We start from the raw sequence: 23,891 nt of genomic DNA, 5'->3' as shown, positions 1-23,891 counted from the left end.
ATGGAACCATGCCGGATGCCCGCGCCGGGCAGGATCTCGCAGGGGGCGCACAGAGGCGCGGAGGGGCGCTCGGCGCCGCACCGTCCGGTGCGGCAGCACCGTCGGTGACCGGCCGGCACCGCCAGCCCGGCCTGGTCCTCACCGACCACCACTTCGACGTGCCGCTCGACCACGACGACCCCGCAGGCGAGCACATACGGGTCTACGCGCGCGAGGTCGTCGCGGCCGGCCGCGAGCACGACGAACTGCCCTGGCTCGTCTACCTCCAGGGCGGCCCCGGCTTCCCCGCCGGCCGCCCCGTGGGCCGCGAGAACTGGCTCGACCGCGCCCTGGAGGACTACCGCGTCCTCCTCCTCGACCAGCGCGGCACCGGCCGCTCCACCCCCGCCACCCGCCAGACCCTCCCGCTCCGCGGCACCCCCGCCCAGCAGGCCGACTACCTCGCGCACTTCCGCGCCGACGCGATCGTCCGCGACTGCGAGCACATCCGGCGCGAGCTCACCGGCGGCCGGCCGTGGACCGTGCTCGGGCAGAGCTTCGGCGGCTTCTGCGCGGTCACCTACCTGTCGTACGCGCCCGAGGGCCTCGCCGAAGTGCTGATCACCGGCGGCCTCCCCGGCCTCGACGCCGACGCGGACACCGTCTACCGCGCCGCCTACCCGCGCATGGAGCGCAAGACCCTCGCCCACTACGACCGCTACCCCGGCGACGAGGCCGCCGCCCGCCGCATCGCCGCCCACCTCGCCGAGCACGAGGAAGTCCTCACCGACGGCACGCACCTGACCGTCGAGGCCTTCCAGCAGCTGGGCATCCTCCTCGGCACCGGCGACGGCTCGCACCGCCTCCACTACCTCCTGGAGGACGCCTTCGCGGACACGGCCGACGGGCCGCGCCTCTCCGACGCGTTCGGCGAACAGGTCGCGGCGATCCTCTCCCGCGCCCACTGCCCGCTCTACGCACTGCTCCACGAAGCCATATATGCCCAGGACGGGGAGGCGACGCACTGGGCGGCCGAGCGCGTACGGGCGGAATTCCCGCAGTTCGACCGGTCCGGCCGGCCCGGCGCCGACGGCGGCCGCTTCCTCTTCACCGGCGAGACCGTCCACCCCTGGATGCTGCACACCCACCCCGCCCTGCGCCCGCTGCGCCGCACCGCCGAACTCCTCGCCGAGCGCAAGGGCTGGACACCGCTGTACGACGCCGGACGGCTCGCCCGCAACACCGTGCCGGTCGCGGCGGCGGTCTACCACGACGACCTCTACGTCGACACCGAACACTCCCTGCGCACGGCCCGGGCGATCCGCGGGCTGCGGACGTGGGTCACGGACGAGTACGAGCACGACGGGGTACGGGCGGGAGGCCGGGCCGTACTGGACCGGCTGCTGAAGCTCGTACGGGACGAGGCGTGAGCTTTCCCCGGCTCGTACGGAACGAGGCGTGACGCTCCTCAGTCCAAGCGCTCGTTGATCCCGTCCATTGCCGGGCGCCTCCCGGGCCCCTACGTTGAGCCGCGCATTAAAGCGACTTGACCCGCTACTTAATCCGCCACTTGGCACGCGACCGGTGGCGGCGGAGCCCGGGAGGCCCCCTATGAGACGACGAATATCCCTCGCGGCCGGCGGGCTGGCGCTCGCAGCGGCACTGGCCGCCACGGCGCCCGCCACGGCCGCGAGCCCCGACCGTGCCCAAGGCGCTGAAGGTGCCCAAAGCGCCCAAGGAGCCCAACGCACCCAGGACGTCGAATACTTCACCGGCCCCGACGGCCACCCCCGCCACACCACCATCCCCGCGTCCCCGGCCCTGCCCCGCCCGCTGCGCCCCTCCGCGAAGGGCGACGGCGACGTCACCCCGATCGTCACCAACGGCCCGGTCGGCTCCAAGCTCGACATCGTCTTCATCGGCGACGGCTACACCGCCGGCCAGCAGGGCGACTTCCACACCGCCCTGCGCGCCAAGTGGGCGAAGATGTCGGCCGTCGAGCCGTACGCGTCCTACAAGAACCTCTTCAACGTGTGGGCGGTCGACGCGGTCTCGCGCGAGTCCGGCATCACCAACGACCCCGCCAAGGGCGTCACGAAGGACACGGCCCTGCGCTCGTACTTCTTCTGCGACGACATCGAGCGGCTGCTGTGCGTCGACACCGCGCGCGTCGAGTCGTACGCGGCGAAGGCTCCGGCCGCCGACCTCGTCGTCGTCCTCTCCAACTCCGCCAAGTACGGCGGCGCGGGCTACAACGACGTCGTCTCGCAGGTCGGTTACGACGGCGTCGCCACGGCGTCGTCGGACCACCCGAAGTCCGACCAGGTCGCCGTCCACGAGACCGGGCACTCGCTCGGCAAGCTCGCCGACGAGTACCAGTACGACGAGTACGGCACGTACACCGGCGCGGAGCCGCGCGACGTCAACATCAGCACGCTGGACGCCGGGAAGCAGGCGGAGCAGCGGCAGAAGTGGTACCGCTGGCTCGGCCGGACCTCGCCGGACGGCGGCACCGTCGGCTCCTACGAGGGAGGCGGCTACTACCCCAAGGGCCTCTACCGCCCCACCGAGAACTCGATCATGCGCACCCTGGGCCACGAGTTCAACCTTCCCGGACGCGAGGCGATGATCGCGGGCTTCTACCGCCACGCGAGCGTGCTGAGCAGCGAGACCGGTCCGTACGGGACGGTCTCGCGCCGTGAGCGCGTCACCGTCCGGCTCGCCGCGCCCACGGTCACCCTGCGCTGGTACGTGGACGGGCTGGAGGCCGTGACCGCCCGCGGCCGGACCGAGGTCGTCCCGCGCGCGCTCGGCGTGCCGGCGGACGGCCGGCCGCACACCCTGACGGCACGGGCGGTGGACCGCACGGACGCCGTCCTCGACCCGGAGCTGAGGGGACGGCTGAAGGGATCGCTGGTGTGGAGGGTGACGCGCTGAGCGCCCGGCCCGCAGCCTGACGCGCTGGTATGAAGTCCGCGGCGGCACGCGCCCCGTAAGGGGCGCGGGGCCGTATCGATCTGCGGCTCCGCCGCGTGGGCGCGACCAGCCACCGGACGGCCCGCAGCCGGCCACCGCTGTGTCAGCCGGCGTCCAGGAACGGCGCGTCCCCATACGCACGCACGAGGCGGTCGTAGCCGCGCCCGAGCGCGGCGACGGCCGCCTCGCGAACGCGCCCCGCCGGCTCCCCCGAAGCCAGCGCAGCGTGCAACGCGTCGAAACCCAGCTCCCGCACCGCGCCGGCCAGGGAGGCGAACGTCTCCAGCTCGTCCCGTACCTCCGCGTCCGCGGCGCGCTCGCCCGCCCGCTCCAGCAGGACGGCCAGGAGCTGGTCACGGCGCTCGCGGGCCAGCGGGAGGTAACTGCGGCGCAGGGAGGGGCTGTCCAGCAGGATGCGGGAGAACGTGCGCGCCTGGGGGAGGGAGTCCGCGGCCAGGATCGTGCCGAAGGCCTCGGTGCAGGCGCGGCGCAGCCGCTCGACGAGCTCCGCGCCGGTCGCCGCGCCGCGCACGGCTTCGGCGATGCCCGGCTCGAACTCCAGCCGGCGGCCGAAGAAGATGTCCTCTTTCGACGCGTAGTGCGTGAAGACGGTGGCCGGGGCGACGTCCGCCGCGGCGGCGATCCGGGTGAGCGTCACGGCGTCGAAGCCCTCGTCCGCGAAGAGGCGGAACGCGGCGTCGGCGATGGCGCGGCGGGTCCGCTCGCGCTTGCGGCCGCGCATTCCGGAGGCGGGCGCGGCGGGGGCGGCCGCGGTGGCCGTCGAGCTCGTGGTCATGCATCCCAGGATAGCCGCCCGGCAAGTAGAAATAGAGGTGCTACATTTTTGGAGCACCTCTACTTTCGAGGTCGCCCGCTGTCGGTCCACCCACTGCCGGAGGACGTCACTGCCATGCGAGCCGCCGACCCCTCGTCACCCCAGCCCCGCCCCGTCATACGCGGGGCCGGCCGGTCCCGGACCGGCCGGCCGCCGTCCGCACGCGCCACGACCGCGATCCTCGTGATCGCCTGCACGGCCCAGTTCATGGTCATCCTCGACGTGTCGGTGATGAACGTGGCCCTCCCGGCCATGCGCGCCGAGCTCCGGCTGGGCGCGGCGGGCCAGCAGTGGATCGTCAACGCCTACACCCTCGCCTTCGCCGGCCTGCTGCTCCTCGGCGGCCGGGCGGCCGACCTCGTCGGCACCGGGCGCGCCTTCCTCGCCGGCGTCACGGCGTTCACGCTCGCCTCCCTCGCGGGCGGCTTCGCCTCCGAGGGCTCCCTGCTGATCGCCGCCCGCGCGGTCCAGGGAGCCGGCGGCGCCGTCCTCGCGCCCGCCACCCTCACGCTGATCATGCGCACCTTCACCGAAGCCGCCGCCCGTACGCGGGCCATGGGCGCCTGGAGCGCGGTCATGGCGGCGGGAGGAGCGGTGGGCGGCGTCGTCGGCGGAGTGCTCACGGAGTACGCCGGGTGGCGGTGGGTGCTGTTCGTCAACGTGCCGATCGGGGCGGGGCTGCTGGCCGCGGCGGTGATCTGCGTACCGGCTGCGGAGGCGGCCGGTGCCGGTGCTGGTGCCGAGGTCGGTGCTGCCGGTGTTGCGGGAAGGCTGCGCCGCCTCGACCTCCCGGGCGCGGTGTCCGTGACCGCGGGCCTGACGGCCCTCGTCCACGGCACCGTCGCGAGCGGAACGCGGGGGTGGGGCGCGTGGGTGGTGTGGGGCTCGCTGGTGGCGGGAGTGCTGCTGCTCGCGGCGTTCGTGGCCGTCGAGCGACGGGCCGCTCACCCGCTCGTCCCGCTCGCGACCCTGCGACGCCGCACGGTCGCCACCGCCAACCTGCTGGTGCTGTGCATGGGTGCGGCCGCGTTCTCGATGTGGTTCATGCTCTCCCTGTACTTCCAGCAGGTCCTCGGAGAGAGCGCCGTCGTCGCCGGGCTGTGCTTCCTGCCCGGCTCGGCCGCCATCGTCGCGGGCGCACAGATCGCCACCCGCCTCATCGCCCGCACCGGCCCGCGCCCGCTCATCCTCACGGGGATGACGATCAGCACGGCGGGGTTCCTGTGGATGTCGCGCATCGGCGCCCACGGGGGCGGGGACTACGTGACGGACGTGCTCGGCCCGTTCGTTCTGGCCACCCTCGGCGCGGGCCTGTCCCTGATGCCCGTGACGGCCGCCGCCACGAGCGGCACGGCGCCGCACGAGGCGGGACTGGCCTCCGGCCTCGTCAACACGTCCCGCCAGATGGGCGGCGCGCTCGGCCTGGCCATGCTCGGCACGGTGGCCGCGCACGCGGGCGGGGGAGCGGCGGGATACGGCAGGGCGCTGCTGGTGGGCGCGGCGTGCACGGCGGTTGCGGGGGCGGGAGCGCTGGCGCTGCCGCGGCTGCGGGACCTCGGCGGAAGAGACCCCGACCAGCAACAAGGCAAACGGTTTCCAAGGAAAGGCTGAACGTGTCCAACGAACTGAACCACTTCATCGTCCACGTCAAGGACCGCCGGGAGACGGGCGCGTTCCTGTCCTGGCTGATGGCCGCGCCCGCCCCGCTGGAATGGGGCCGCTTCACCCAGGTCACCAGCGCGAACGGCGTCGGCATCGACTTCCTCGACGACCTGGTGGCCCCGGCCGGAATCAACCGCAGCCACATCGCCTTCCTCGTCACGGACGAGGAGTTCGACGCGATACTCGGCCGGATCGCGGAACGGGAGGTGCCGTTCTGGGCCGATCCGCTGCTGAAGGTGGAGGGCGAGATCAATGACGAGTACGGCGGGCGCGGGGTGTACGTCCTCGACCCGGGCGGCACGTGCGCCATCGAATTCATGACGACGCCCTACGGGGACGAGCCGTCGGTGCGGTCGGGAGTGGTGACGGCCGGATAGGGAAGCATGGGCCTGCTGCAGCAGACCGGACGGACGCGAACGGCCCTGATCGCCCCCGGTCACCCCCGGGCGGCTCCGATCAGCTCCGATCGGTCCGATCGCAACTGACCGGACCGGGCACAGGATGTCGGGTCCGGGAGCACGCGCCCTTCCTAACGTGGAGGACGCAAGGGAAGGAGATCCGCAGTGCTGGACCGGCTGAACGAGGCCCTGGAACACGTCGAGTCGCATCTCGACCGGCAGATCGACGTGGCCGGTCTGGCGCGGATCGCGATGACGTCGGAGTACCACTTCCGCCGGCTGTTCTCCGCACTGGCGGGGATGCCGCTGTCGGAGTACGTCCGGCGCAGGCGGCTCACCGTGGCGGGCGCCGAAGTGCTCGCCGGCGAGCGGACGCTGCTGGAGATCGCGGTGCGCTACGGCTACGGCTCGGGGGAGGCGTTCGCGCGTGCGTTCCGCGCCGTCCACGGCGTGGGACCGGGCGAGGCACGGCGGAACGGCGCCTCACTGCACGCACAGCCGCGGATCTCCTTCCGTCTCGTTGTCGAAGGGAGCAGCAGCATGCAATACCGGGTTGTGGAAAAGGCGGAGTTCCGTGTGGTCGGAAAGAAGGTCCGCGCCCCCCTGATTCACGAAGGGGTGAACCCGGTGATCGCCGAATTCATCCGGGGCATCGGCCAGGAGACGATCCGTCGCATCTCCGAGCTGTCCGACCAGCAGCCGGAGGGGATCGTCGCGGTGAGCGACGGCCTCGACCCGAGCCGCGCCGAGGGCACCGAATTCGACTACTACCACGGCGTGGTGACCGGTTCCGCCGCCGTACCGGAGGATCTGGACGCCCTGACGGTCCCGGCGGGCGCATGGGCGGTCTTCGAGAATTCCGGCCCGTTCCCGAAGGCCCTCCAGTACCTGTGGCGGGACGTCTTCACCCAGTGGTTCCCGTCCAACCCGTACCGCAGCAGGCCGGGCCCCGAGATCCTGCGCGTCCGCTTCACCGAGGGCACGGCGGACGCGGAGGCACAGGCGGATGCGGAGCTGTGGATACCTGTGGAGCGGGTGACGTCCTGAGCCGAGCGACGGTCTGAGCCGGGTGAAAACCTGAACCGGGTGACGGCCTGAGCGCATGACCTGACCTGCACCCCGACGTTGCCGACTCCCGGCATCGTCGGGGTGCAGTTCTGTTCAGAGCTTTTGTTCAGAGCTTCTGTTCAGCGCTGCCCGTGGTCGTTACGGGTTTCGTGTGGAGGACTTCGCGGGCCTGGTCCGCGGCGCGGGTGACGCTTTCGGAGACGAAGTCGAGGAAGCGGGCGATGTTCTCCAGGCGGGCGGCGGCCGGGGTGTCGCGGCCGAGGATGCCGACGCCCTGCCGTGCGGTTTCGGCGACCTGGGCGGTGCTGCGGGCGCTGGCCATCATGGACTGGTACCAGACGTCGTCGTCGACGACGTAGCGCTCGCGGCGGCGTTCATTGCGTTCCCGGCGGATGAGGCCCTGTTCGTCGAGGAACGCGACCGCCTTGGAGATGGACGCCGGGCTGACCTGGAGGCGCTGGACGAGCTCGGCCGCGGTGAGGCTGCCCGAGTCGCTGATGCACAGGCAGGCCAGCACCCGGGCCATCATCTTCGGCGTGCCCGACTGCATCATGACGGTGGTGAGCGTCTCCTCGTACTCGCGCACCGCCTCGGCGTCGCGCCCGTAGGCCTGCGGGGGCGCCTCCGCGCCTTGGGGTGCGGCCTGCCGGCGGCGAGCGCGGCGTTCGGTGGCGCGGTGGGCCAGGTCGGCGCGGTAGCCGGTGGGGCCGCCGTTGCGCATCACCTCGCGCGTGACCGTCGAGGTCGGGCGGTCGAGGCGCCGGGCGATCTCGGCGTAGGCGAGCCCGTCGGCCAGCCCCAGCGCGATCTGCTGGCGTTCCTGCTGGGTGAGTCTGCCTCCCGGCATCGCGGTCTCCTTCGTACGTGGTCCGTGATGTGTCCAGGATAGCGTTCACCTTCAATTCATTGCAACGGGATGGAGGGGGGTTGTTGCGTTGCCTTTCAAGCTGTTGCAACGATTTTACTGCTCTGAGCTGCATAAATGAGGATTCCGCGCAACGGAGTCGTTGTCAGATCTGTGAATGCAACGTAGCGTTTCTCTCATCAGAAACACCGAGCCGAAGGAACGCACCATGCAGAAGTTCGACACCCCCGCCCCGGTCTCCGCCGTCCTCGGCATCCCCGCGGGGCGCGTCCGGATCGTCGCCGCCGACCGGGCCGACACCACGGTCGAGGTCCTGCCCGCGAGCGCCTCCAAGAGCCGCGACGTGAAGGCGGCGGAGCAGATCGAGGTCGCCTACGCCGACGGCGTCCTGCGGATCGAGGCCCCGGCGGCGAAGGGCCAGTACTTCGGCCCCTCCGGATCCGTGGAGATCACCGTCCAACTGCCCGCCGGCTCCCGCGTCGAGGCCGAGGCCGCCGGCGTCGAGCTGTGCAGCACCGGCCGCCTCGGCGACGTCGTCTTCGACGGCGCGTACCGCGAGATCAAGATCGAGGAGGCCGCGAGCGTCCGCCTCACCGCGGTCGACGGCGACGTCGAGGTCGGCCGGCTGGGCGGCCCCGCGGAGATCAGCACCGCCAGGGGAGACATCCGGATCACCGAGGCCGTGCGCGGCCCGGTCGTGCTCCGCACCGAGTCCGGCGACATCTCGGTCGGCGCCGCCCGCGGAGTCTCCGCCTCCCTGGACGCCGGCACCGGCTACGGCCGCATCGCCAACGCCCTCAAGAGCGACGGCACCACCGAGCTCGACATCCGCGCCACCACCTCCCACGGCGACATCACCGCCCGCAGCCTGTAAGCCCGCGGCCCGTAAACAAGGAGCACCCCTCGTGACCGACCTGGCCATCGCGGCGAACGGGCTGCGCAAGTCCTACGGCGACAAGACCGTCCTCGACGGTGTCGACCTGGCCGTCCCGCAAGGGACGATCTTCTCCCTGCTCGGCCCGAACGGCGCCGGCAAGACCACCGCCGTCAAGATCCTCTCCACCCTGATCGGCGCCGATGCCGGCGCGATCCGCGTCGCCGGCCACGACCTGGCCGGCGACCCGCAGGCGGTCCGCGCCGCGATCGGCGTCACCGGGCAGTTCTCCGCCGTCGACGGGCTGATCACCGGCGAGGAGAACATGCTCCTCATGGCGGACCTGCACCACCTGTCCAAGCGCGAGGGCCGGCGGGTCGCCGCCGGGCTGCTGGAGCGGTTCGACCTCACCGAGGCCGCGAAGAAGCCCGCGTCCACCTACTCCGGCGGCATGAAGCGCCGCCTCGACATCGCGATGACCCTGGTCGGCGACCCACGGATCATCTTCCTCGACGAGCCGACGACGGGCCTCGACCCGCGCAGCCGCCACAACATGTGGCAGATCATCCGCGAGCTCGTCTCCGACGGCGTCACCGTCTTCCTCACCACGCAGTACCTGGACGAGGCCGACGAACTCGCCGACCGCATCGCCGTGCTCAACAACGGCAAGATCGCCGCCGAGGGCACCGCCGAGGAGCTGAAGCGGCTCATCCCCGGCGGACACGTCCGGCTCCGCTTCACCGACCCGGCCGCGTACCAGGCCGCCGCCCTCGCGCTGCGCGAAGTCACCGGGGACGACGAGGCGCTGTCGCTGCAGATCCCCAGCGACGGCAGCCAGCGCGAACTGCGCTCCATCCTCGACTGGCTGGACGCCGCCGGCATCGAGGCCGACGAACTCACCGTGCACACCCCCGACCTCGACGACGTGTTCTTCGCCCTGACCGGCTCCAACCAGCCGAACCGGCCGAACCGGCCGAACCAGCCCGAGGAGGCTGTCCGATGAGCTCCCTGTCCCTCGCCGTGCGCGACTCGTCCACGATGCTGCGCCGCAACCTGCTGCACGCCCGGCGCTATCCGTCCCTCACCCTGAACCTGCTGCTCACCCCGGTGATGTTGCTGCTGCTGTTCGTCTACGTCTTCGGTGACGTGATGAGCGCGGGCATCGCCGGCGGCGGCGCCGGCCGCTCCGGCTACATCGCCTACCTCGTGCCGGGCCTGCTGCTGATGACCGTCGGCAGCACCACGATCGGCACCGCGGTGTCCGTCTCCAACGACATGACCGAGGGCATCATCGCCCGCTTCCGCACGATGGCCATCCACCGCGGGTCCGTCCTCGTCGGGCACGTCGTCGGCAGCGTGCTGCAGGCGATCATGAGCGTGCTCCTCGTCGGTGCCGTCGGCGTGGCCATCGGCTTCCGGTCCACGGGGGCCACGGCCCTGGAGTGGATCGCGGCGTTCGGGCTGCTCACGCTGTTCGCCCTGGCGCTCACCTGGATCGCGGTCGGGATGGGCATGGTCAGCCCGAACGCCGAGGCGGCCAGCAACAACGCGATGCCCCTGATCTTCCTGCCGCTCATCTCCAGCGCCTTCGTCCCGGTCGACGCGATGCCGGGCTGGTTCCAGCCGATCGCCGAGTACCAGCCGTTCACGCCGGCCATCGAGACCCTGCGCGGCCTGCTGCTCGGCACCGAGATCGGCAACAACGGATGGCTCGCGGTCGGCTGGTGCCTGGCGCTGACCGTCCTGGGCTACCTGTGGTCGAAGTCGGTGTTCAACCGCGAATCGAAGTAACCCTCATGAGCACGCGGACCGTTGCCCGTGACCATCCGGCCCGCGGCCATCCGGCCCGCGGCCATCCGGCCCGTGACCGTCCCGCTTGTGACCATCCCGCCCCAGGGCGGCGCACACCGACACCGCGTCGGCGTACGCCGCCCTGTCGGCGTTCACGGCCACCCGCCGGGCCGGGCAGCCCTCACCCCGCCGCCAGTTCCCTCTCCAAGGGGGTGCGGAAGCGCGGGGTGACGCGTACGGTGCCCAGCCACGCCGACAACCGCGCGGCCTCCGCGGCGATCGCCGCCTCCGCCTCCGCGCCCGCGTCCGTCAGCAACCGCCAGGCGATCTCGCCGTTCGCCCGCTGGGCCCAGCCGCCGACGACGCGGCCGTTCCACCACACCGTGGGGCCTGCGTTGCCGGCGCGGTCGAAGAGCGCGGGGACGTGGTCGGGGGAGAGGTACCAGTCGCGGCCGCGCCAGCCCATCGCGGTCGGGTCGAGGCCGGGGAGGAGCGCGGCCCAGGGGGTGGGATCGGGGTCGTCGTCCAGGTCACCGGCCAGGACGTGGGCGGTCTCCCCTCCCGACAGCTCCGCCTCGCACGCGCTGATGTCCGCCAGCGCCCGGCGCGTGTCGCCGAGGGTCCAGCCCGTCCACCACTTCAGGTCGGCCTCCGTGGCCGGCCCGTACGCGGCGAGCCAGCGCCGCGCGAGCTCGGCCTTCGCCTCGCGCACGTCGATGTCCGGGATCTGCGGGACGAGCGCCCACGGGTAGAGGCTGCTGGTCCACGAGCCGCGCGGCCGCGCCCGGCGCAGGTGCCCGTCCGCGGCGAGCAGCCGCAGCACCCTGCTGCCGACGCTCTGCCGGCTCTCGTAGGCCTTGCCCGGCGACATCAGGAGCGTCTCGCGCAGGGCCGGCACGTCCTTGCTGATCTCGGCGGTGGTGGCTTCGCCGCGCGCGGCCAGCGCGTCCAGGACCTCCCGCTCGGTGCGGGCGAGGCGCTGCTCGTCCCAGGGGGCGTGACCCTCGGCGTTCTCGCGCAGGTGCTTGAGGAGCGTCGCCCGCTCGCGCAGCGCGATGGCGCGGGCGGTGGAGGAGCTCACGTACGGGGCGAGGTCCGTGGTGACGGCGAAGAGGGTGCGCCGCATGGACAGCAGTTTGACGAGGGACACGTCCTCGTACAGCGCCCGGTCGACGTCGCCGGGGGAGGGCTCGGCCAGCCGTGCGCAGGCGGAGAGGTAGACGGTCGCGGCGTCGGTGGCGTGCAGCCCGGCCAGGGCGTCCGCGACCTCCTCGGTGGTACCGGCCCGGTGGGCGGGGTGGAGGAGGTGGCGCCGGGCGAGGCGGGCACGGCGCTGGTCGTCGGAGATGCGGGGGGCGGCGCTGAGACGGCTGCGGGTCATGGGGGCGAGGGTAGAGGGGATATAGGACGGAATCCGTCCTCCGGGCTCGTGTACGGGACATCCCCGAAGCGGGGTCGGGGCTGCGTAGGGGGCGGGTCGGGGCGATGCCCGATGTAGAGATGATCTTGGTTCGGAAGGCTTGCGGGCATGGAGCAGACCAAGAGGAAGACCCCCGGCCGCGGCGCCTTGCTGGCGGTGGCGCTGGCCGCCGCACTCGCGGCAGGGACGGCCACGACGGCCGGCGCCGCGGCGCCGAGGCCGGACAAGAAGGCGCTGGAGGAGTCGATCGCCGGCTTCCCGAACGCGGATGTGAACGGAGCGCTGGTCCGCGTCGCCGGCCCCGGCGGCCACTGGTGGGGCACGTCCGGGGCGGCGGACAAGGCGACCGGCGCGTCCGTCCGCTCGGACTCCTCCTTCCGCATCGGCAGCATCACCAAGCTCTTCACCGGCACGGTGATGCTCCAGCTCGCCGCCGAGCACCGGGTCGACCTGGACGCGCCGGCCCGGCGCTACGTGCCCGGCCTGCTCCCCGACGCCTTCCAGGACGTGAAGGTCGGCCAGCTCCTCGACCACACGAGCGGCCTGCCGGGCCCCTCGGTGCTCACCTACGGGGACGGCTCCAACAAGTGGTTCGCCGAGAACCGCTTCCGGTCGTGGACCCCCACGGAGATCGTCAAGGCGGCCGTGGCCGGGAAGACCCCGGTCTTCCCGGCGGGCACGGCCCAGCAGTACAACGGCATCAACACGCACGTGGCCGGGCTGATCATCGAGCGCGTCACCGGCCACACGTACGCGGAGGAGGTCCGCAACCGCATCACCCGCCCCCTGGGCCTGCGCCACACCTACGTCCCGGCCGCCACCGACGTCACCCTGCCGGAACCCCATGCGCACGGCTACCGCACGGTGGACGGTTCGCTCGTCGACGTCACCGAGCAGAGCCCGTACGCCTGGGCGGAGGGCGGCATGATCTCCACCGCGGCGGACCTGGACCGCTTCATCACCGCGCTCCTCGGCGGGCGGCTCCTCCCGCCGTCGCAGCAGCAGCGGATCTTCGACCTCCCGGACGTCCCCAACGCCCCCGGCAACCACCACTGCGCGAGCGTGACCGACCCCGCGGACCGGGGCGCGGCCTGCTTCAGCCGCATCGGCCTCATGCGGTTCACGCTGCCGGACGGCACGGTCGTCTGGGGCAAGACGGGCTCCGAGCCGGGGTACACCAACGGGCTCTTCGCGAAGCGGGATCTGTCGCGGCGGGTGGTGTATTCGCTCAATTACAACAACCCGCCGGGTTCGAGCGAGCTGCCGTACATCCTGCGGATAGCGGGGGCGGCGTTCTCGACGGGCCCCCAGGAATGAGAAAGGGCCGGACGCCTAGGCGGTCCGGCCCTTTCAGGAAAGTGTGCGCTCGGCAGGATTCGAACCTGCAACCTCTTGATCCGTAGTCAAGTGCTCTATCCGTTAAGCTACGAGCGCTCGGCTTCGGAGCGATGACTACCACTCGTCGGCGTTGCGGGAACAATATTACCCGACGTGGAGGGGTGCTTTTTACCGCCACCGTCGGTGACGATCTCACTACGGCGTCCGCCGTAGATCCCGTACGACGGATCATGATGCTGCGGCTGCGATGGGCTGAGCGGCGACGGAGATCGCCAACTCCTTGCGACAAGCGGCAGGTTGGGCCCTCTGATCGCGTGTAGTGTCGTCGCCAGCGCTTCGAGCGCGCCCCCCTTTAAGAGGTCCCGTCATCGGGGCACTCGCGCAGGGTGCCCTGCCTGGGCTCCCTCCGGTGCGGTCGCCGGTATTCGGCCGCATGCGAGAAGGGGGGCGCCAGTGGGGCGTCACCGCAGGAAGCCTCTGCACGAGCGGATCGCGGCTGTGATCCGGGAGCTGTGGAGGTGGTGCACCAGGCGATGACGACCTGGGACCGCTGGACGGTGACCGCCAGTCCTCCGAGTAACTGAGGACTGACGGTCGGGAACCGTCTACCTGCGGTCGGCCCTCGTCCACGGATTCCGGCCGTGGCGGGGGCCACTTTCTATTTGGACGGTGGTCGTCAGTCCTCCGGCTACTGAGGACTGACGACCGGAAGCCGTCTACCTGCGGTTGGCCCTCGTCCACGGATAGTGGCCGTGGCGGGGGCCGCTTGCTATGGCCTGAAGGGGGGCCCAGCCCCTACGGTATCGGCCGCGCCAGCCGTACGCGACCCTTTCGGCCATCGCCGTGCGGCGCGCCGAGGGTGCCGCGCCTCAGGGCGCGGGTGAAGGAACGATACGGCTCGGCGGCGACGCGGAGGGTCGGCCCGTCGGGCCGTTTGGAGTCGCGTATGAGTATGGGTTCGGGGTGTATGTGTATGCCCTCGGGTAGGGCGATCTCCACACAGGTCTCACCAGAAGTGTTGCTGTAGCTGCTCTTCTTGAACCTCACCGGGTCTCCTTGGGGCAGGGCGATCTCCACGCAGGTCTCGGCGGAGCCGGAGCTGTAGCTGCTCTTCCTGAACCTCACCGGCTCCCGCTGCGGTAGGGCGATCTCTACACAGCTCTCGGATCCGGCGCTGTAGCTGCTCTTCCTGAACCTCACCGTGTCTCCTTGGCGATCCGGGCGATGAAGTCGCGAGAGGCGTCGGGATCCAGCGCACGGGCCAGCAAGTGATCGAATGCGACGGCGTACTTCGCGACTTGGCCGTCTGCCTCCTCGTAGAAGGAGTTCGTGAGCGTTTCCACCGCTACGGCAGGGTCGCCTACATCGAAGTGGAAGACGGTGTACGCGCCCTCGATCCCAGTGTGCGCGCCCGCCTTGAACGGGATAACCCTCAGTTCAATATTCGTCTGCCGGGAGACGTCGACGAGGCGGTCAAGTTGACTGCGAAGGACCGCGGGGCCGCCCACCTCGCGCCTCAGGCAGGCTTCGTCGAGAACGCAACGGAGTCGAAGAGGGCGCCTGTCCGACGCGGGGGCGAGGACTTTCTGGCGCTTCATGCGCAGCTCCGCGAAGGCCCGTGCTTCGCGTGTTGTCTTCCAGACGCTGCCGCCGTTGATGACCGAGTACGCGTAGTCCGAGGTCTGCAGCACGCCCGGGAGGATGAGCGCTGCGTAGGTGTCGACGCGGGCGGCGATCTGTTCCAGTTCGAGGAAGTCGGCGAAGCGTTCTCGGATCACGTCCTTGTACTGCACGAAGAGGCCCTGCTGCCGGCTGACTGAGGCGAGCTCGGCGAGCTTCCGTGTCTCCGCGATCTGTGCTGCGTCCTCAACTCCGTACGCGGTGAAGTACTTCTCCAAGTCGGGAAGCTGCTTACCGTTCTCGATCTTGCTGAGCGTCGGCGCCCCGTACAAGCCCAGCAGCTCCGCGGCGTCCGCAAGGTTGAGGCCTGCCCTCATCCGCATCGTCTTCAGGATCGCCCCGAGCCGTCGACGCAGCAGAGTGGGCGTTGCGCCGGACATCTGATCACCGCCTCTCGGCGACGACTCTACCGATCTCAACTCCACTGATGTGTGCCATCGTTCACCCACTCGAATGAAGCTTGAGGTGCAAGCTTGTGCCTCATCCTGTGGCCCCGCATCGTGTCATCAGACGGCATTGAGTGAGGAGTGAGGCGATGACCTACCGGATCGGCGCGTTCGTGGTGGACACCCGCGAGGGAAAGATCGCGCAGGTGATCGGGGCGGCGGGAAGCCGCGTGACGTTGCGCCGCCCCGGCGGCGGGCTCGAATGGGAGGCTCCGTTCGCCTCGTTGCGGCTCGCCACCCGGGAGGACCGGGAGGCCGCCGGGTTGTGGCCCGCTGCGCGGCGGATGTACGGGTGCACGGAGTGCGCGCAGTTGCGGGACGCCTACAACGAAGCCGCCGAGGGTGGCGACCCGCGCACGACGGGGAAGGCCCTCGTCCTCCTGCGCCGTCACTGGTACATGGTGCACATGGCGGGCGGGGGCGCGTGACCATGCTGAGAACCTGCACGCACCGCGGAGGCTGGTCGGCCCGTACCCGGGGCGAGGTCCGTTGCCGCGACTGCGGGACCGTCCGTTTCACGGACTACGGCGCCCTCAGGCCGCCCGGTCTCCCGTGCGCGCTCACACCGCCCCGCCGCACGGCGATCGCCGCGGACCGCGCCGCCGCTCAGCAGATGTCGCGCGTCACCCGCCGGACGGCGTGGCCGTGGTGGCGGCAACCGGCGCATCAGTGACCGCGCATCAGTGACCGCGCGTCAGTGACCCCCGCTTGAGCCGGGTGAACGTGAGCACGGCGACCGCGACCGGCACGGAGAGGAGGACGCTCCACGGGAGGAGCCCGGCCGCTGTCAGAGCGCCGCAGAGCGGCAGGGTGAGGAGCGTCGGGAGGGCCGGGATCAGGGCGGCGGCGGTGCGGCGCGGGCGACGGGAAGTCATTCGGGGGCCCCTTCTCGGGCGAGGTCCAGGTAGTCGGCCAGGTCGCCCCAGCCCTCGGTGGCGGCGGGCGGCTCGCCGGACATGGCGTGCGGTGCGTCGCGCCAGGCGCCCCGTACGGCCGTGGAGGTGGCGGTGTCGCCGCCGGAGAAGAGCGAGCCCAGTTCGTCCATGCGGGCCACCAGCCGCCGCACCCGGGGGTCCGTCGGCGGCACTCCGGTCGTGCGGAGCCGGTCGGCCCGGCGGTACAGCTCCGGCCACTCGACTTCCAGGAGGTAGTGCGCGGCGGGGCCCGCGGCGGTGGCGCGGTCCTGGAGGAGCCGCAGCTGGTCGGCGCCGAGGCGGTCCCGGAGGGTCTGCGCGCGGTCGGGGGCGGTGGCGCCGGTGGCGCGCAGGGCGTCGAGGAGGTCGGCGGTCGCGGGGGCGCGGCCCGCGGTGAGCTCGGTGTCCAGGCGCCGGAGGCGTTCGCGCAGGGACGTGAGGGACGCGAGGGCCGCTTCCACGCCGGCCAGGTGGTCCCGTACGAGCCGGGCGGGATCGACGCCGCCGTCCAGGCAGGTGGCGATGGTTTCCAGGCCGAGCCCGAGGCTCCGCAGGGCGAGCACCTGGTAGAGGCGGGCGAGATCGTCCTCGGTGTACTCCCGGTGCCCTCCCGGCGTGCGCCGGGAGGGGCTGAGCAGGCCGATGGTGTCCCAGTGGTGCAGTGTGCGCACGGTGAGGCCGCTCGCTTCGGCGAGCTGCCCCACCTTCCAGGTGCCGGAAACGTTCATGGCACCACGATGCGGCCTCACGCGGCGTGAGGTTCAAGCCCGGTCACCGGCCACCGGCTACCGGCTACCGGCTGCCGGCCCCGGCCGGCTCCGGAGCCGCGTGCGGGGCGCACGTCACGTCCGCGTCGTCGGTCCGCCCCGTGAGGAAGTAGGCGTCGACGCGGTCGTTCACGCACGGGTTGGTCAGGTCGGTGACGCCGTGCGAGCCGGCGTCCCGCTCGGTGATCAGACGGGAGCCCTTCAGCCGCTTGTGGAGCTCGACGGCGCCGTCGTACGGGGCGGCGGCGTCGCGCGCGCTCTGCACGATCAGCACGGGAGGCAGGCCCTTGCCGGTCGTGACCTCGACGGTGGGCCGCCGCTCGGCCGGCCAGGTGGCGCACGGCAGGTTCTTCCACGTGTTGGACCACGTCATGAACGGGGCCTGCCGGTGGAGGCGCGTGGCGTCGCGGTCCCACGTCCGCCACGCGGTGGGCCACGGGGCATCGGCGCACTGTACGGCCGTGTAGGCGGCGTTCGCGTTCTCCGCGGCGACGGCGTCCGCGTTCGCGGCGCCGGCCGCCGCGACCAGGAGGGCCTCGTTGCCCGCGGCGTAGGCGCTCCAGACGGCGGCGATCGGGTCCCACATGAAGTCGTAGTACGGGGCGTTCTGGAAGAGCTCCGTCAGCTCGGCGGGGCCGACGGTGCCGCCGATGGGCTTCTTCGCGGCCGCGGCGCGCAGCTTCTCCCACCGGGTCTGGACCTCGGCGGCGGTGCTGCCGAGGTGGTAGGCCGCGTCGTGCCCGGCGACCCACGTCTTCCAGTCCGTCCAGCGCCGCTCGAACGCCACGTCCTGGCCGAGGTTCGCCCCGTACCAGATCTTGTCGCGCGAGGGGTTGACGACGGAGTCGGCGACCATCCGGCGCACGTGGCCGGGGAACAGCGTCGCGTAGACGGCGCCGAGGTAGGTGCCGTACGAGGTGCCCAGGTAGTTGAGCCGCTTCTCGCCGAGCGCGGCGCGGATGACGTCGAGGTCGCGGGCGGTGTCGGCGGTGGTCAGGTGGGGGAGCAGGTCGCCGCTGCGCTCGAAGCAGCCGGCGGCGTAGTCCTCGGCGCGCTTGCGCAGGGCCCGCTTGTCCGCCTCGCTGCCCGGGACGGGATCCGGCTTGGGGGCCTTGGCGAACTCCTCCGGGGCCTGGCAGGAGACGGGGGCCGAGCGGCCGACGCCGCGCGGGTCGAAGCCCACGAAGTCGTACGCCCTGGCGGTCTTGGCCCAGACCGGGGTCTTGCCGACGACGTGCATCGGGAACAGCAGTCCCGAGGCGCCGGGACCGCCGGGGTTGTAGACGAGGGCGCCCTGCCGTTCGTCCTTGCCGCCGGTGTGCGCGACCCGGTCGACGGCGATCTTGATGGTGCGGCCGCCGGGCCGGGCGTAGTCGAGCGGGACGCTCACCCAGCCGCACTGGACGGGAGCCGCAAGGCCCCAGTCGGCGGGGCAGTCCTGCCAGTCGACGCCCGCCTCGGCGGCCCGGTCGGCGGCGGCGCGGACGCCGCGCTCCACCGCGTCCTGCCGGTGGCCGGCGAGGGACGGGGCCGCCGCACCGGCCGTGCCGGCACCGGCTATGAGCGTGCCGGTCACCAGGGCGCCGGCGGCACCGAGCGCTGCTGAACGTCTCACGGGTTGTTCCCCCTCGGCTGCTGTGCCTGCTTCTTCCGGAGCCACGCGATGCTCACCGCGATGGAGACCGCCCCCAGGACCGGAACGGCGATCGCCTTCGGGCCGTCGCCGAAGAACGGAGCGGCGACGGCGGCGACGAGGCAAACGGCCAGCGACGCCCACATGATCCGGACGGTCCGCTCTCCGGGCTTCCCGGCCTTCGTGTTCGTCATACGGCGGCCTGCACCTTCACCTGCGAGCGGACCAGGTCCTGGTACGGGCCCTCCACGGCGACCAGCTCGTGGTGCCGGCCGGTCTGCACGACCTTCCCGTGCTGCAGGACCACGATGAGATCCGCGTTGATGATCGTGGACAGCCGGTGGGCGATGACGATGCGCGTGCACTTCAGGGCGCCGAGGGCGTCGGCGATCCGGGACTCGGTCACCGTGTCGAGGGCGCTGGTGGCCTCGTCGAGGACGAGCACCTTGGGGCTGCGGGCGAGGGCGCGCGCCAGGGCGACCCGCTGGCGCTGGCCACCGGACAGGCTTCCGCCCATCTCCCGGATCTGGGTGTGGTAGCCCAGCGGCATCGCCTCGATGTCCTCGTGGATCTGCGCCTGCCGCGCGGCCTCGCGCACGGCGTCCATGTCCGCGTCCGGGACGCCGAACCTGATGTTCTCCGCGATCGTGCGGTTGCTGAGGACGATGTCCTGGGGAACGTAGGCGACGCTCCGGTAGAACGCGTCCGCGCTGATCTCGCTGATCGGCGTGCGGTCGAAGCCGATGCTGCCGGACCCGGCCGGGTAGAGGCCCATCAGGAGCTTGCCGAGCGTGCTCTTGCCCGATCCCGAGCTGCCGACGATCGCCACGCTCTGGCCGGGCCGGACGTCGAAGGAGACGCCGTCCAGGGCCGGGGTCCGGGCGCCCGGGTAGGAGAAGCTCACGTCGCGCAGGGAGACGGCACCGCCGATCTCGGCCGCCCGGTCGCCGAAGACCGGGTCGGAGGGGGGCTGGTGGAGGATGTCCCCGACCCGGGACACCTGCGCGTTCGCGATGACGAGCTGCGAGAACGCGCCGGACAGCGACGTCACCGTGCCCAGGCTGGTGGCGGTCAGCGCCTGGACGGCCACGGCCGTGCCCAGGTCGAGTTCGCGCTTCCAGGTCAGCCACAGGCCGGCCGTCAGCACCAGCAGCGGGCCGAAGACCTGGAACACGGCCTGGGCGCTGGAGGCCATCCCCTGGAGGATGATCCGCTGCCGCGTCCGGTCCATCGCCCCGGCGTACACGCGCTGCCAGTCCTGGAAGAAGGAGTCCGTCATGCCCGAGACCTTCAGCGTCTCGATCGACGACAGCGCCTCCATCTGCCGGGAGGAGGACTCGGTGGTCTCGTTGATCTCGTGCGTGGTCACCTTGCGGACGGGCCGGTACGCGAAGGCGGCGACGGTCACCATGCACAGGAAGACCGCGAGCGCGATCAGGCCCAGCGGAACGGACCGCAGGAAGACGTACGTGAACACCACGACCAGGCTGCCCAGGTCCAGCAGCACCGCGGACATCTGGCTGGACAGCAGGTCCCGCACCGAGGCGATGCTCGACAGGCGGTACATCAGCTCGCCCTGCGAGCGGTTGGCGAAGTACTTGTAGGGCAGGGCGAGCAGCGTGCTGAACGTCCTGCCCATCATCACCTCGCCCAGCCCGCGGATCACCGAGGCGATGCAGAACGATCTCAGGAGGTGGATGCCGAGGTAGGCGAGCATGGGCACGAGGAGCACCGCCAGCACGACCGGCAGCGACAGGTCCTCGAAGTACCGCGCGAAGTTGTTGATCGCGTGCTCGATGCCCATGGGCAGGAAGATGGTGAACGCGTAGAGCAGCAGGGACATCAGGGAGGCGTGGACCAGAGGCCACTTCGCGCCGCTCAGCGCGCGCAGGAACTCCCCCCACACGCTCGGCTCACGGTGCCGGACCGGCGTGTAGGAGGCGGTCGGCGTCGCCTCCATGGCCAGGCCGGAGAAGTGCTCCGCGAATTCGTCGAGCGGGTACTTCCGGCGGCCGCCGGAGGGGTCGACGACGGTCGCGTGGCGCTCGGTGATCTTCTCCAGCACCACCAGGTGGCTGTCGTCCCAGTAGACGATGAGGGGGAACGTCAGCTTCGCCAGACTCTTCACCCCCGCGCGGAACGTACGGACCCGCATGCCGTGCTCACGCAGGATGTCCGCGGTCTCCTTGATGGTCAGCCCGTCCCGGCCGGTCTCGTGCTCGCGGCGCAGCTTCGTGACGGAGTTGTGCGACCCGTAGGCCGACAGGACCATCGCGACGCAGCACAGCGCGCACTCCGTGGGCGCGAACTGCTGGACTTCCTTGACCCGGCGGACGCGCATCAGCACCCTCCCAGACACAGGGGCAGCTCGACCCGTGCGTCCTTGAGCATCAGTTGGGCGAAGTACAGGCCGGAGCGGCCGTAGAGGAAGGACGGCAGGTCGGTGACGGAGCCGATGCCGAACTTCCAGCCGCCGTCGCCGTAGCGGTCGAGGAACGCGTCGTTGAGCGCCGCGGCCTCCTTCCGCAGCTCCGGCCAGGACAGGCGGTCGGCGAGCCAGCACAGCACCGCCAGGCGGCCGGCGACGCCGTGGCAGAAGCTGACGTCGGGCCCGAGCCCCCCGCCGGTGATCCGCTCCACCTCGGGGGCGAGCGCGGCGCGGGTCTCCTCGGCCGAACGGCCGGTGGCCCGCAGGAGCTTGGCGGCGGCGAAGGCGACACCGGTGTGCCCCTTGCACCAGCCGCTCTCGCTCGCCGCGTCCAGGAGGGCCTCGTCCCGCCACCGGTGGCGCAGGTACGCCGAGGCGAAGGCGTCCAGGTGCTCGCGCACCCGCCCGCTCCCGTCCGCCCCCTGCAGCGCCGCCGCGCTCATCGCGGCGATGCGGCCGAAGCGGCCGTGGGCCAGGCCCAGCGGGCCCTCGTGCTCCCGGGGGGAGCCGTCGAGCTCGACGAGGCGGTCGAGCAGCAGCCCGGTGTCCGGGGCACCGGGCAGGAGACCGCCGGGTGCCCCGGCGGCGTACTCGGCGCGGTAGAGGAGGTAGCCGCCGAAACCGTTGAGGTAGTCGAAGTCCTTCAGCGACAGGCCGCGCACGTCGGTGTCCCCGGCGGGCATGACCGGCAGGGCGACGCGGGCCGGGTCGGCGCCGCGGCGCAGCAGCTCCAGCCCGGTGACGACGGACGAGAGCGCGCCGGTGAACGGGGAGTACGCCCTCGGCCCCGCGGCCTCGGGAAGCTCCCGCGGCATCGCCGCCGCGTAGGCGGCACCGGCGTCGGCGCCGGTGACGGGCGCCCCGTGGGCGCGTGCCGCCTCGGCGAGGTAGAGCAGCAGCCCGCCGCCCTCGTGCAGGGCGGCGTTGACGCCGCCCAGGCGCAGGCCGTCCCCGTCCAGGCTGGGCATCAGCCACGTCGGCTGGCCGTCCTCGCTGACGACGAGGTCCGCGAGCATCGCGTGCCAGCCCTCCGGGTCGCCGAGCGCGGGGGCCCCGCTGATGGGTACGGGCGCGTCGCGCCGCTCCCACACGTCGTCCACCGAGCTGCCGAGGGCGTAGCCGATGTAGGTCAGGTCGCGGCCCGGGGGACGGTCGAAGAAGTCGCGGACGGCCCGCAGGGCGGACTCCCTCGGGGTGCTGCCCACGTCGGCGGTCCGCCCGGAAGCGGTGGTGACCGGCTCACCGCCGCCGCCCCGCAGGCTCCGGGAGTCGCACGCCACGTCGTAGAGCGGCACGTCGAGGTCGAGGAGCTGGTCCACCTCGGAGCGGAGCAGCGCGTCCCCGGTCTCCGCGTCGGTGGGGGCGAAGCCCCGGTGGCGGCGGGGCAGCTTGGCGAACAGCTCTTCCCGGGCCGCCCTGCTGCCCAGGTAGGCCGGGTGCGTGGACGCGTCGAGGAAGCGGCCGTACACGTAGGTCGGGCGGATCACCTGGCGGACCGACCAGCCGGGCTGCCGCTCCACCAGGCGCTCGACGGCGTCGCGGTGCGTCCGGAGCCGCTCGCGGGCCTCGTCGAAGCCGGCCGTGACCTCGCCGGCCCACAGCCGCGGGTCCACCTGCTCGCCGCGCACGGTGGCCATGTTGGGGCCGTGCTGGGCGGTTGCCGGGCCCTGGGCGAACCTGATGTCGTCGCTGCCCGCGTCCACCACCCGGTACGCCTGCAGCCGCTGCGAACCCCCCGGCCGGACGCATCCGATGGCGGACATGTCGACGTCGAGGGTCGCGCCGATGAAGCGGCTGGGGAACAGCATCGTGTTGAGCACCGACGCCTCGGCGTCGCGGACCAGGGCGCCCGCGCCGCCCGTACGGGGCCGGCCGGGAAGGGTCACCAGCGTCTCGGTGTCGATGACGACCGGGCCGCCGGTCGTGGCGATCACGTTCTCGTGGTGCAGGTCGGTGGCGCCGATCAGGGAGAGCAGCGCGGCCCAGCGGCCGAACCGCCGGAAGTACGCGGCGGGGCCCGCGGTCTCGTCGATGCCGGTGTGCCGGACGCACTCGTGCCACAGGTACGCGGGCCGCACGACGGCCTTGGGGACGACCGGCCCGAAGAAGGTCCCGTCCTCGTCCGCGAGGGAGCGCAGGGCTTCGAGGAGCGGCTGGGCGCTCTCCGGCTGCGGCTTGAAGAACGCGGTGACGCCGTTCTCCCAGCGCACGGAGGAGACGGTCGCGCCGCCGCGGTGGGAGTCACCGAGGCCGGGGACGAGCGAGACGATGCGCCCGCTCGTGCCGAAGGTGCCCGCCAGCTCCCGCCGGTCCTGCCAGGCGGCGTGCAGGACCGTCTCCACCTGCCGCGCGTGGCGCTCGGCGGTCAGGCGCAGGAGCCGCTCCAGTTCGGGGAAGCGGTCCAGCAGCGCCTGCCGGCCCGGCTCGCCGCTCACCCGCGCGTGGAACTCCGCGTAGCCCGGCGCCGTGCCCTCCGCGCCGTCCCGGCGGGCGCGGAAGGCCGAGATGAGCGTGCGTACGCCGGTGCGGCAGCAGTCGTCCATGACGGCGTGCAGGAGTCCCTCGGCAACCCGGGGGAGATCGACGAAACCGGCGTGCTCCGCGTCCTCCTCCCACGGCCGGTCCCACTGCCGGATCCGCTGCGCGCAATCCTCCAGGACCGGGCGGTAGAAGCCGCCGAACTCGCCGGACTTGGCCTCGACGCACTGCTGCAGCAGCTCCTCGAGGACGTCATCACTCAACTGCACCATGATCATGGACACTCGCTGTTTGCTCGTTGCGTCGGTACCGGCCCCGGGAGAGTCCCGGGGCCGGTGT

Annotated in this window: 22 protein-coding genes and 1 tRNA gene; 11 read left to right on the top strand and 12 right to left on the bottom strand. The window is 72.0% G+C overall.

The features are described from left to right. The first annotated feature begins 8 nt into the window (after positions 1 to 8). Both ACOTKD_RS16045 and ACOTKD_RS16040 read left to right on the top strand, forming a co-directional pair. The gene (locus ACOTKD_RS16045; RefSeq protein WP_424889616.1) at positions 9 to 1,409 is read left to right on the top strand and encodes an alpha/beta fold hydrolase; all 1,401 of its coding nucleotides are present in this window, start codon (positions 9 to 11) and stop codon (positions 1,407 to 1,409) included. Between the two features lie 181 nt (positions 1,410 to 1,590). Next, on the top strand, positions 1,591 to 2,916 hold the full coding sequence (locus ACOTKD_RS16040) for a M64 family metallopeptidase (RefSeq protein WP_424889615.1): 1,326 nt from the start codon (positions 1,591 to 1,593) through the stop codon (positions 2,914 to 2,916). Positions 2,917 to 3,058: 142 nt separating this feature from the next. Here the strand turns inward: ACOTKD_RS16040 and ACOTKD_RS16035 are convergent, their stop codons facing one another. Continuing rightward, positions 3,059 to 3,751, bottom strand: coding sequence for a TetR/AcrR family transcriptional regulator (locus ACOTKD_RS16035; protein ID WP_424889614.1), 693 nt, complete (start codon positions 3,749 to 3,751; stop codon positions 3,059 to 3,061). 114 nt (positions 3,752 to 3,865) lie between these two features. Here ACOTKD_RS16035 and ACOTKD_RS16030 point away from each other — a divergent pair, with 114 nt between their 5' ends. The 3 genes from ACOTKD_RS16030 (at position 3,866) to ACOTKD_RS16020 (ending at position 6,897) form a co-directional block, all read left to right on the top strand. Next, positions 3,866 to 5,401, top strand: a complete 1,536-nt coding sequence (locus tag ACOTKD_RS16030; RefSeq protein ID WP_424889613.1) for an MFS transporter — start codon at positions 3,866 to 3,868, stop codon at positions 5,399 to 5,401. 2 nt (positions 5,402 to 5,403) lie between these two features. After that, entirely contained in the window at positions 5,404 to 5,829 is a 426-nt protein-coding gene (locus ACOTKD_RS16025) for a VOC family protein (RefSeq protein WP_424889612.1), read from the top strand. A 186-nt stretch (positions 5,830 to 6,015) separates the two neighbouring features. Further along, positions 6,016 to 6,897 carry an AraC family transcriptional regulator gene (locus tag ACOTKD_RS16020; protein ID WP_424889611.1) on the top strand — a complete coding sequence of 294 codons (882 nt, stop codon included), beginning with the start codon at positions 6,016 to 6,018 and terminating at the stop codon, positions 6,895 to 6,897. 127 nt (positions 6,898 to 7,024) lie between these two features. Here the strand turns inward: ACOTKD_RS16020 and ACOTKD_RS16015 are convergent, their stop codons facing one another. Beyond that, a complete protein-coding gene (locus tag ACOTKD_RS16015; RefSeq protein ID WP_424889610.1) occupies positions 7,025 to 7,765 on the bottom strand; it encodes a helix-turn-helix domain-containing protein in 741 nt (246 codons plus the stop codon). 226 nt (positions 7,766 to 7,991) lie between these two features. Here ACOTKD_RS16015 and ACOTKD_RS16010 point away from each other — a divergent pair, with 226 nt between their 5' ends. Genes ACOTKD_RS16010 through ACOTKD_RS16000 form a run of 3 tightly spaced genes read left to right on the top strand, consistent with a single transcriptional unit; the run spans position 7,992 to position 10,448 of the window. Then, positions 7,992 to 8,657 (top strand): DUF4097 family beta strand repeat-containing protein, encoded by a 666-nt coding sequence (locus ACOTKD_RS16010; RefSeq protein WP_424889609.1) that lies wholly within the window; start codon positions 7,992 to 7,994, stop codon positions 8,655 to 8,657. 31 nt (positions 8,658 to 8,688) lie between these two features. Continuing rightward, positions 8,689 to 9,660, top strand: a complete 972-nt coding sequence (locus ACOTKD_RS16005; RefSeq protein ID WP_424889608.1) for an ATP-binding cassette domain-containing protein — start codon at positions 8,689 to 8,691, stop codon at positions 9,658 to 9,660. Continuing rightward, a complete protein-coding gene (locus tag ACOTKD_RS16000) occupies positions 9,657 to 10,448 on the top strand; it encodes an ABC transporter permease (RefSeq protein WP_424889607.1) in 792 nt (263 codons plus the stop codon). The genes ACOTKD_RS16005 and ACOTKD_RS16000 overlap by 4 nt, the downstream gene beginning before the upstream one ends. 181 nt (positions 10,449 to 10,629) lie before the next feature. On the opposite strand, the gene ACOTKD_RS15995 is transcribed toward ACOTKD_RS16000, so the two are convergent. Further along, positions 10,630 to 11,829, bottom strand: coding sequence for a winged helix DNA-binding domain-containing protein (locus ACOTKD_RS15995; RefSeq protein ID WP_424889606.1), 1,200 nt, complete (start codon positions 11,827 to 11,829; stop codon positions 10,630 to 10,632). Positions 11,830 to 11,976: 147 nt separating this feature from the next. Here ACOTKD_RS15995 and ACOTKD_RS15990 point away from each other — a divergent pair, with 147 nt between their 5' ends. Then, a complete protein-coding gene (locus tag ACOTKD_RS15990; RefSeq protein ID WP_424889605.1) occupies positions 11,977 to 13,185 on the top strand; it encodes a serine hydrolase domain-containing protein in 1,209 nt (402 codons plus the stop codon). Between the two features lie 44 nt (positions 13,186 to 13,229). On the opposite strand, the gene ACOTKD_RS15985 is transcribed toward ACOTKD_RS15990, so the two are convergent. The 3 genes from ACOTKD_RS15985 to ACOTKD_RS15975 all read right to left on the bottom strand — a co-directional run bounded on the left by ACOTKD_RS15985 (position 13,230) and on the right by ACOTKD_RS15975 (position 15,266). Beyond that, a tRNA-Arg gene (locus tag ACOTKD_RS15985) sits at positions 13,230 to 13,302 on the bottom strand. A gap of 699 nt (positions 13,303 to 14,001) precedes the next feature. Next, entirely contained in the window at positions 14,002 to 14,406 is a 405-nt protein-coding gene (locus ACOTKD_RS15980) for a DUF397 domain-containing protein (protein WP_424889604.1), read from the bottom strand. Then, positions 14,403 to 15,266 carry a helix-turn-helix domain-containing protein gene (locus ACOTKD_RS15975; RefSeq protein ID WP_424889603.1) on the bottom strand — a complete coding sequence of 288 codons (864 nt, stop codon included), beginning with the start codon at positions 15,264 to 15,266 and terminating at the stop codon, positions 14,403 to 14,405. Before ACOTKD_RS15975 ends, ACOTKD_RS15980 begins: the two co-directional genes overlap by 4 nt. Positions 15,267 to 15,421: 155 nt before the next feature. On the opposite strand from ACOTKD_RS15975, the gene ACOTKD_RS15970 reads away from it, so the two are divergent. Together ACOTKD_RS15970 and ACOTKD_RS15965 are read left to right on the top strand one after the other, a co-directional pair. Next, the gene (locus tag ACOTKD_RS15970) at positions 15,422 to 15,760 is read left to right on the top strand and encodes a hypothetical protein (protein ID WP_424889602.1); all 339 of its coding nucleotides are present in this window, start codon (positions 15,422 to 15,424) and stop codon (positions 15,758 to 15,760) included. Positions 15,761 to 15,762: 2 nt separating this feature from the next. After that, entirely contained in the window at positions 15,763 to 16,005 is a 243-nt protein-coding gene (locus ACOTKD_RS15965) for a DUF6255 family natural product biosynthesis protein (RefSeq protein WP_424889841.1), read from the top strand. A 7-nt stretch (positions 16,006 to 16,012) separates the two neighbouring features. Here ACOTKD_RS15965 and ACOTKD_RS15960 read toward each other — a convergent pair whose 3' ends face one another. The 6 genes from ACOTKD_RS15960 to lanM form a co-directional block, all read right to left on the bottom strand. Next, positions 16,013 to 16,207 carry a hypothetical protein gene (locus tag ACOTKD_RS15960; protein ID WP_424889601.1) on the bottom strand — a complete coding sequence of 65 codons (195 nt, stop codon included), beginning with the start codon at positions 16,205 to 16,207 and terminating at the stop codon, positions 16,013 to 16,015. Continuing rightward, positions 16,204 to 16,974 carry a MerR family transcriptional regulator gene (locus tag ACOTKD_RS15955; protein ID WP_424889600.1) on the bottom strand — a complete coding sequence of 257 codons (771 nt, stop codon included), beginning with the start codon at positions 16,972 to 16,974 and terminating at the stop codon, positions 16,204 to 16,206. Before ACOTKD_RS15955 ends, ACOTKD_RS15960 begins: the two co-directional genes overlap by 4 nt. Before the next feature lie 64 nt (positions 16,975 to 17,038). Beyond that, complete coding sequence (locus ACOTKD_RS15950) at positions 17,039 to 18,628, bottom strand: alpha/beta hydrolase (RefSeq protein ID WP_424889599.1); 1,590 nt, start codon at positions 18,626 to 18,628, stop codon at positions 17,039 to 17,041. Further along, positions 18,625 to 18,840, bottom strand: coding sequence for a hypothetical protein (locus tag ACOTKD_RS15945; protein ID WP_424889598.1), 216 nt, complete (start codon positions 18,838 to 18,840; stop codon positions 18,625 to 18,627). Before ACOTKD_RS15945 ends, ACOTKD_RS15950 begins: the two co-directional genes overlap by 4 nt. After that, a complete protein-coding gene (locus ACOTKD_RS15940) occupies positions 18,837 to 20,987 on the bottom strand; it encodes a peptidase domain-containing ABC transporter (RefSeq protein ID WP_424889597.1) in 2,151 nt (716 codons plus the stop codon). The genes ACOTKD_RS15945 and ACOTKD_RS15940 overlap by 4 nt, the downstream gene beginning before the upstream one ends. Then, the gene (lanM, locus tag ACOTKD_RS15935) at positions 20,987 to 23,815 is read right to left on the bottom strand and encodes a type 2 lanthipeptide synthetase LanM (RefSeq protein WP_424889596.1); all 2,829 of its coding nucleotides are present in this window, start codon (positions 23,813 to 23,815) and stop codon (positions 20,987 to 20,989) included. Before lanM ends, ACOTKD_RS15940 begins: the two co-directional genes overlap by 1 nt. Positions 23,816 to 23,891: the final 76 nt, after the last annotated feature.

The organism is Streptomyces sp. XH2, assembly GCF_049725035.1.
In the GTDB taxonomy this organism is placed as follows: domain Bacteria; phylum Actinomycetota; class Actinomycetes; order Streptomycetales; family Streptomycetaceae; genus Streptomyces; species Streptomyces roseoverticillatus.
The sequence above is the reverse complement of the archived record's forward strand: the minus strand, read 5'-3'. Positions and strand labels throughout refer to the sequence as shown.

Coding starts and splice junctions, on each gene's coding strand:
- ACOTKD_RS15975 (WP_424889603.1), bottom strand. CDS start 15,266: ATGTCCGGCGCAACGCCCACTCTGCTGCGTCGACGGCTCGGGGCGATC.
- ACOTKD_RS16015 (WP_424889610.1), bottom strand. CDS start 7,765: ATGCCGGGAGGCAGACTCACCCAGCAGGAACGCCAGCAGATCGCGCTG.
- ACOTKD_RS15995 (WP_424889606.1), bottom strand. CDS start 11,829: ATGACCCGCAGCCGTCTCAGCGCCGCCCCCCGCATCTCCGACGACCAG.
- ACOTKD_RS16000 (WP_424889607.1), top strand. CDS start 9,657: ATGAGCTCCCTGTCCCTCGCCGTGCGCGACTCGTCCACGATGCTGCGC.
- ACOTKD_RS15990 (WP_424889605.1), top strand. CDS start 11,977: ATGGAGCAGACCAAGAGGAAGACCCCCGGCCGCGGCGCCTTGCTGGCG.
- ACOTKD_RS15970 (WP_424889602.1), top strand. CDS start 15,422: ATGACCTACCGGATCGGCGCGTTCGTGGTGGACACCCGCGAGGGAAAG.
- ACOTKD_RS16040 (WP_424889615.1), top strand. CDS start 1,591: ATGAGACGACGAATATCCCTCGCGGCCGGCGGGCTGGCGCTCGCAGCG.
- ACOTKD_RS16035 (WP_424889614.1), bottom strand. CDS start 3,751: ATGACCACGAGCTCGACGGCCACCGCGGCCGCCCCCGCCGCGCCCGCC.
- ACOTKD_RS16045 (WP_424889616.1), top strand. CDS start 9: ATGCCGGATGCCCGCGCCGGGCAGGATCTCGCAGGGGGCGCACAGAGG.
- ACOTKD_RS15955 (WP_424889600.1), bottom strand. CDS start 16,974: ATGAACGTTTCCGGCACCTGGAAGGTGGGGCAGCTCGCCGAAGCGAGC.
- ACOTKD_RS15940 (WP_424889597.1), bottom strand. CDS start 20,987: ATGCGCGTCCGCCGGGTCAAGGAAGTCCAGCAGTTCGCGCCCACGGAG.
- ACOTKD_RS15960 (WP_424889601.1), bottom strand. CDS start 16,207: ATGACTTCCCGTCGCCCGCGCCGCACCGCCGCCGCCCTGATCCCGGCC.
- ACOTKD_RS15945 (WP_424889598.1), bottom strand. CDS start 18,840: ATGACGAACACGAAGGCCGGGAAGCCCGGAGAGCGGACCGTCCGGATC.
- ACOTKD_RS16010 (WP_424889609.1), top strand. CDS start 7,992: ATGCAGAAGTTCGACACCCCCGCCCCGGTCTCCGCCGTCCTCGGCATC.
- ACOTKD_RS16030 (WP_424889613.1), top strand. CDS start 3,866: ATGCGAGCCGCCGACCCCTCGTCACCCCAGCCCCGCCCCGTCATACGC.
- ACOTKD_RS15965 (WP_424889841.1), top strand. CDS start 15,763: ATGCTGAGAACCTGCACGCACCGCGGAGGCTGGTCGGCCCGTACCCGG.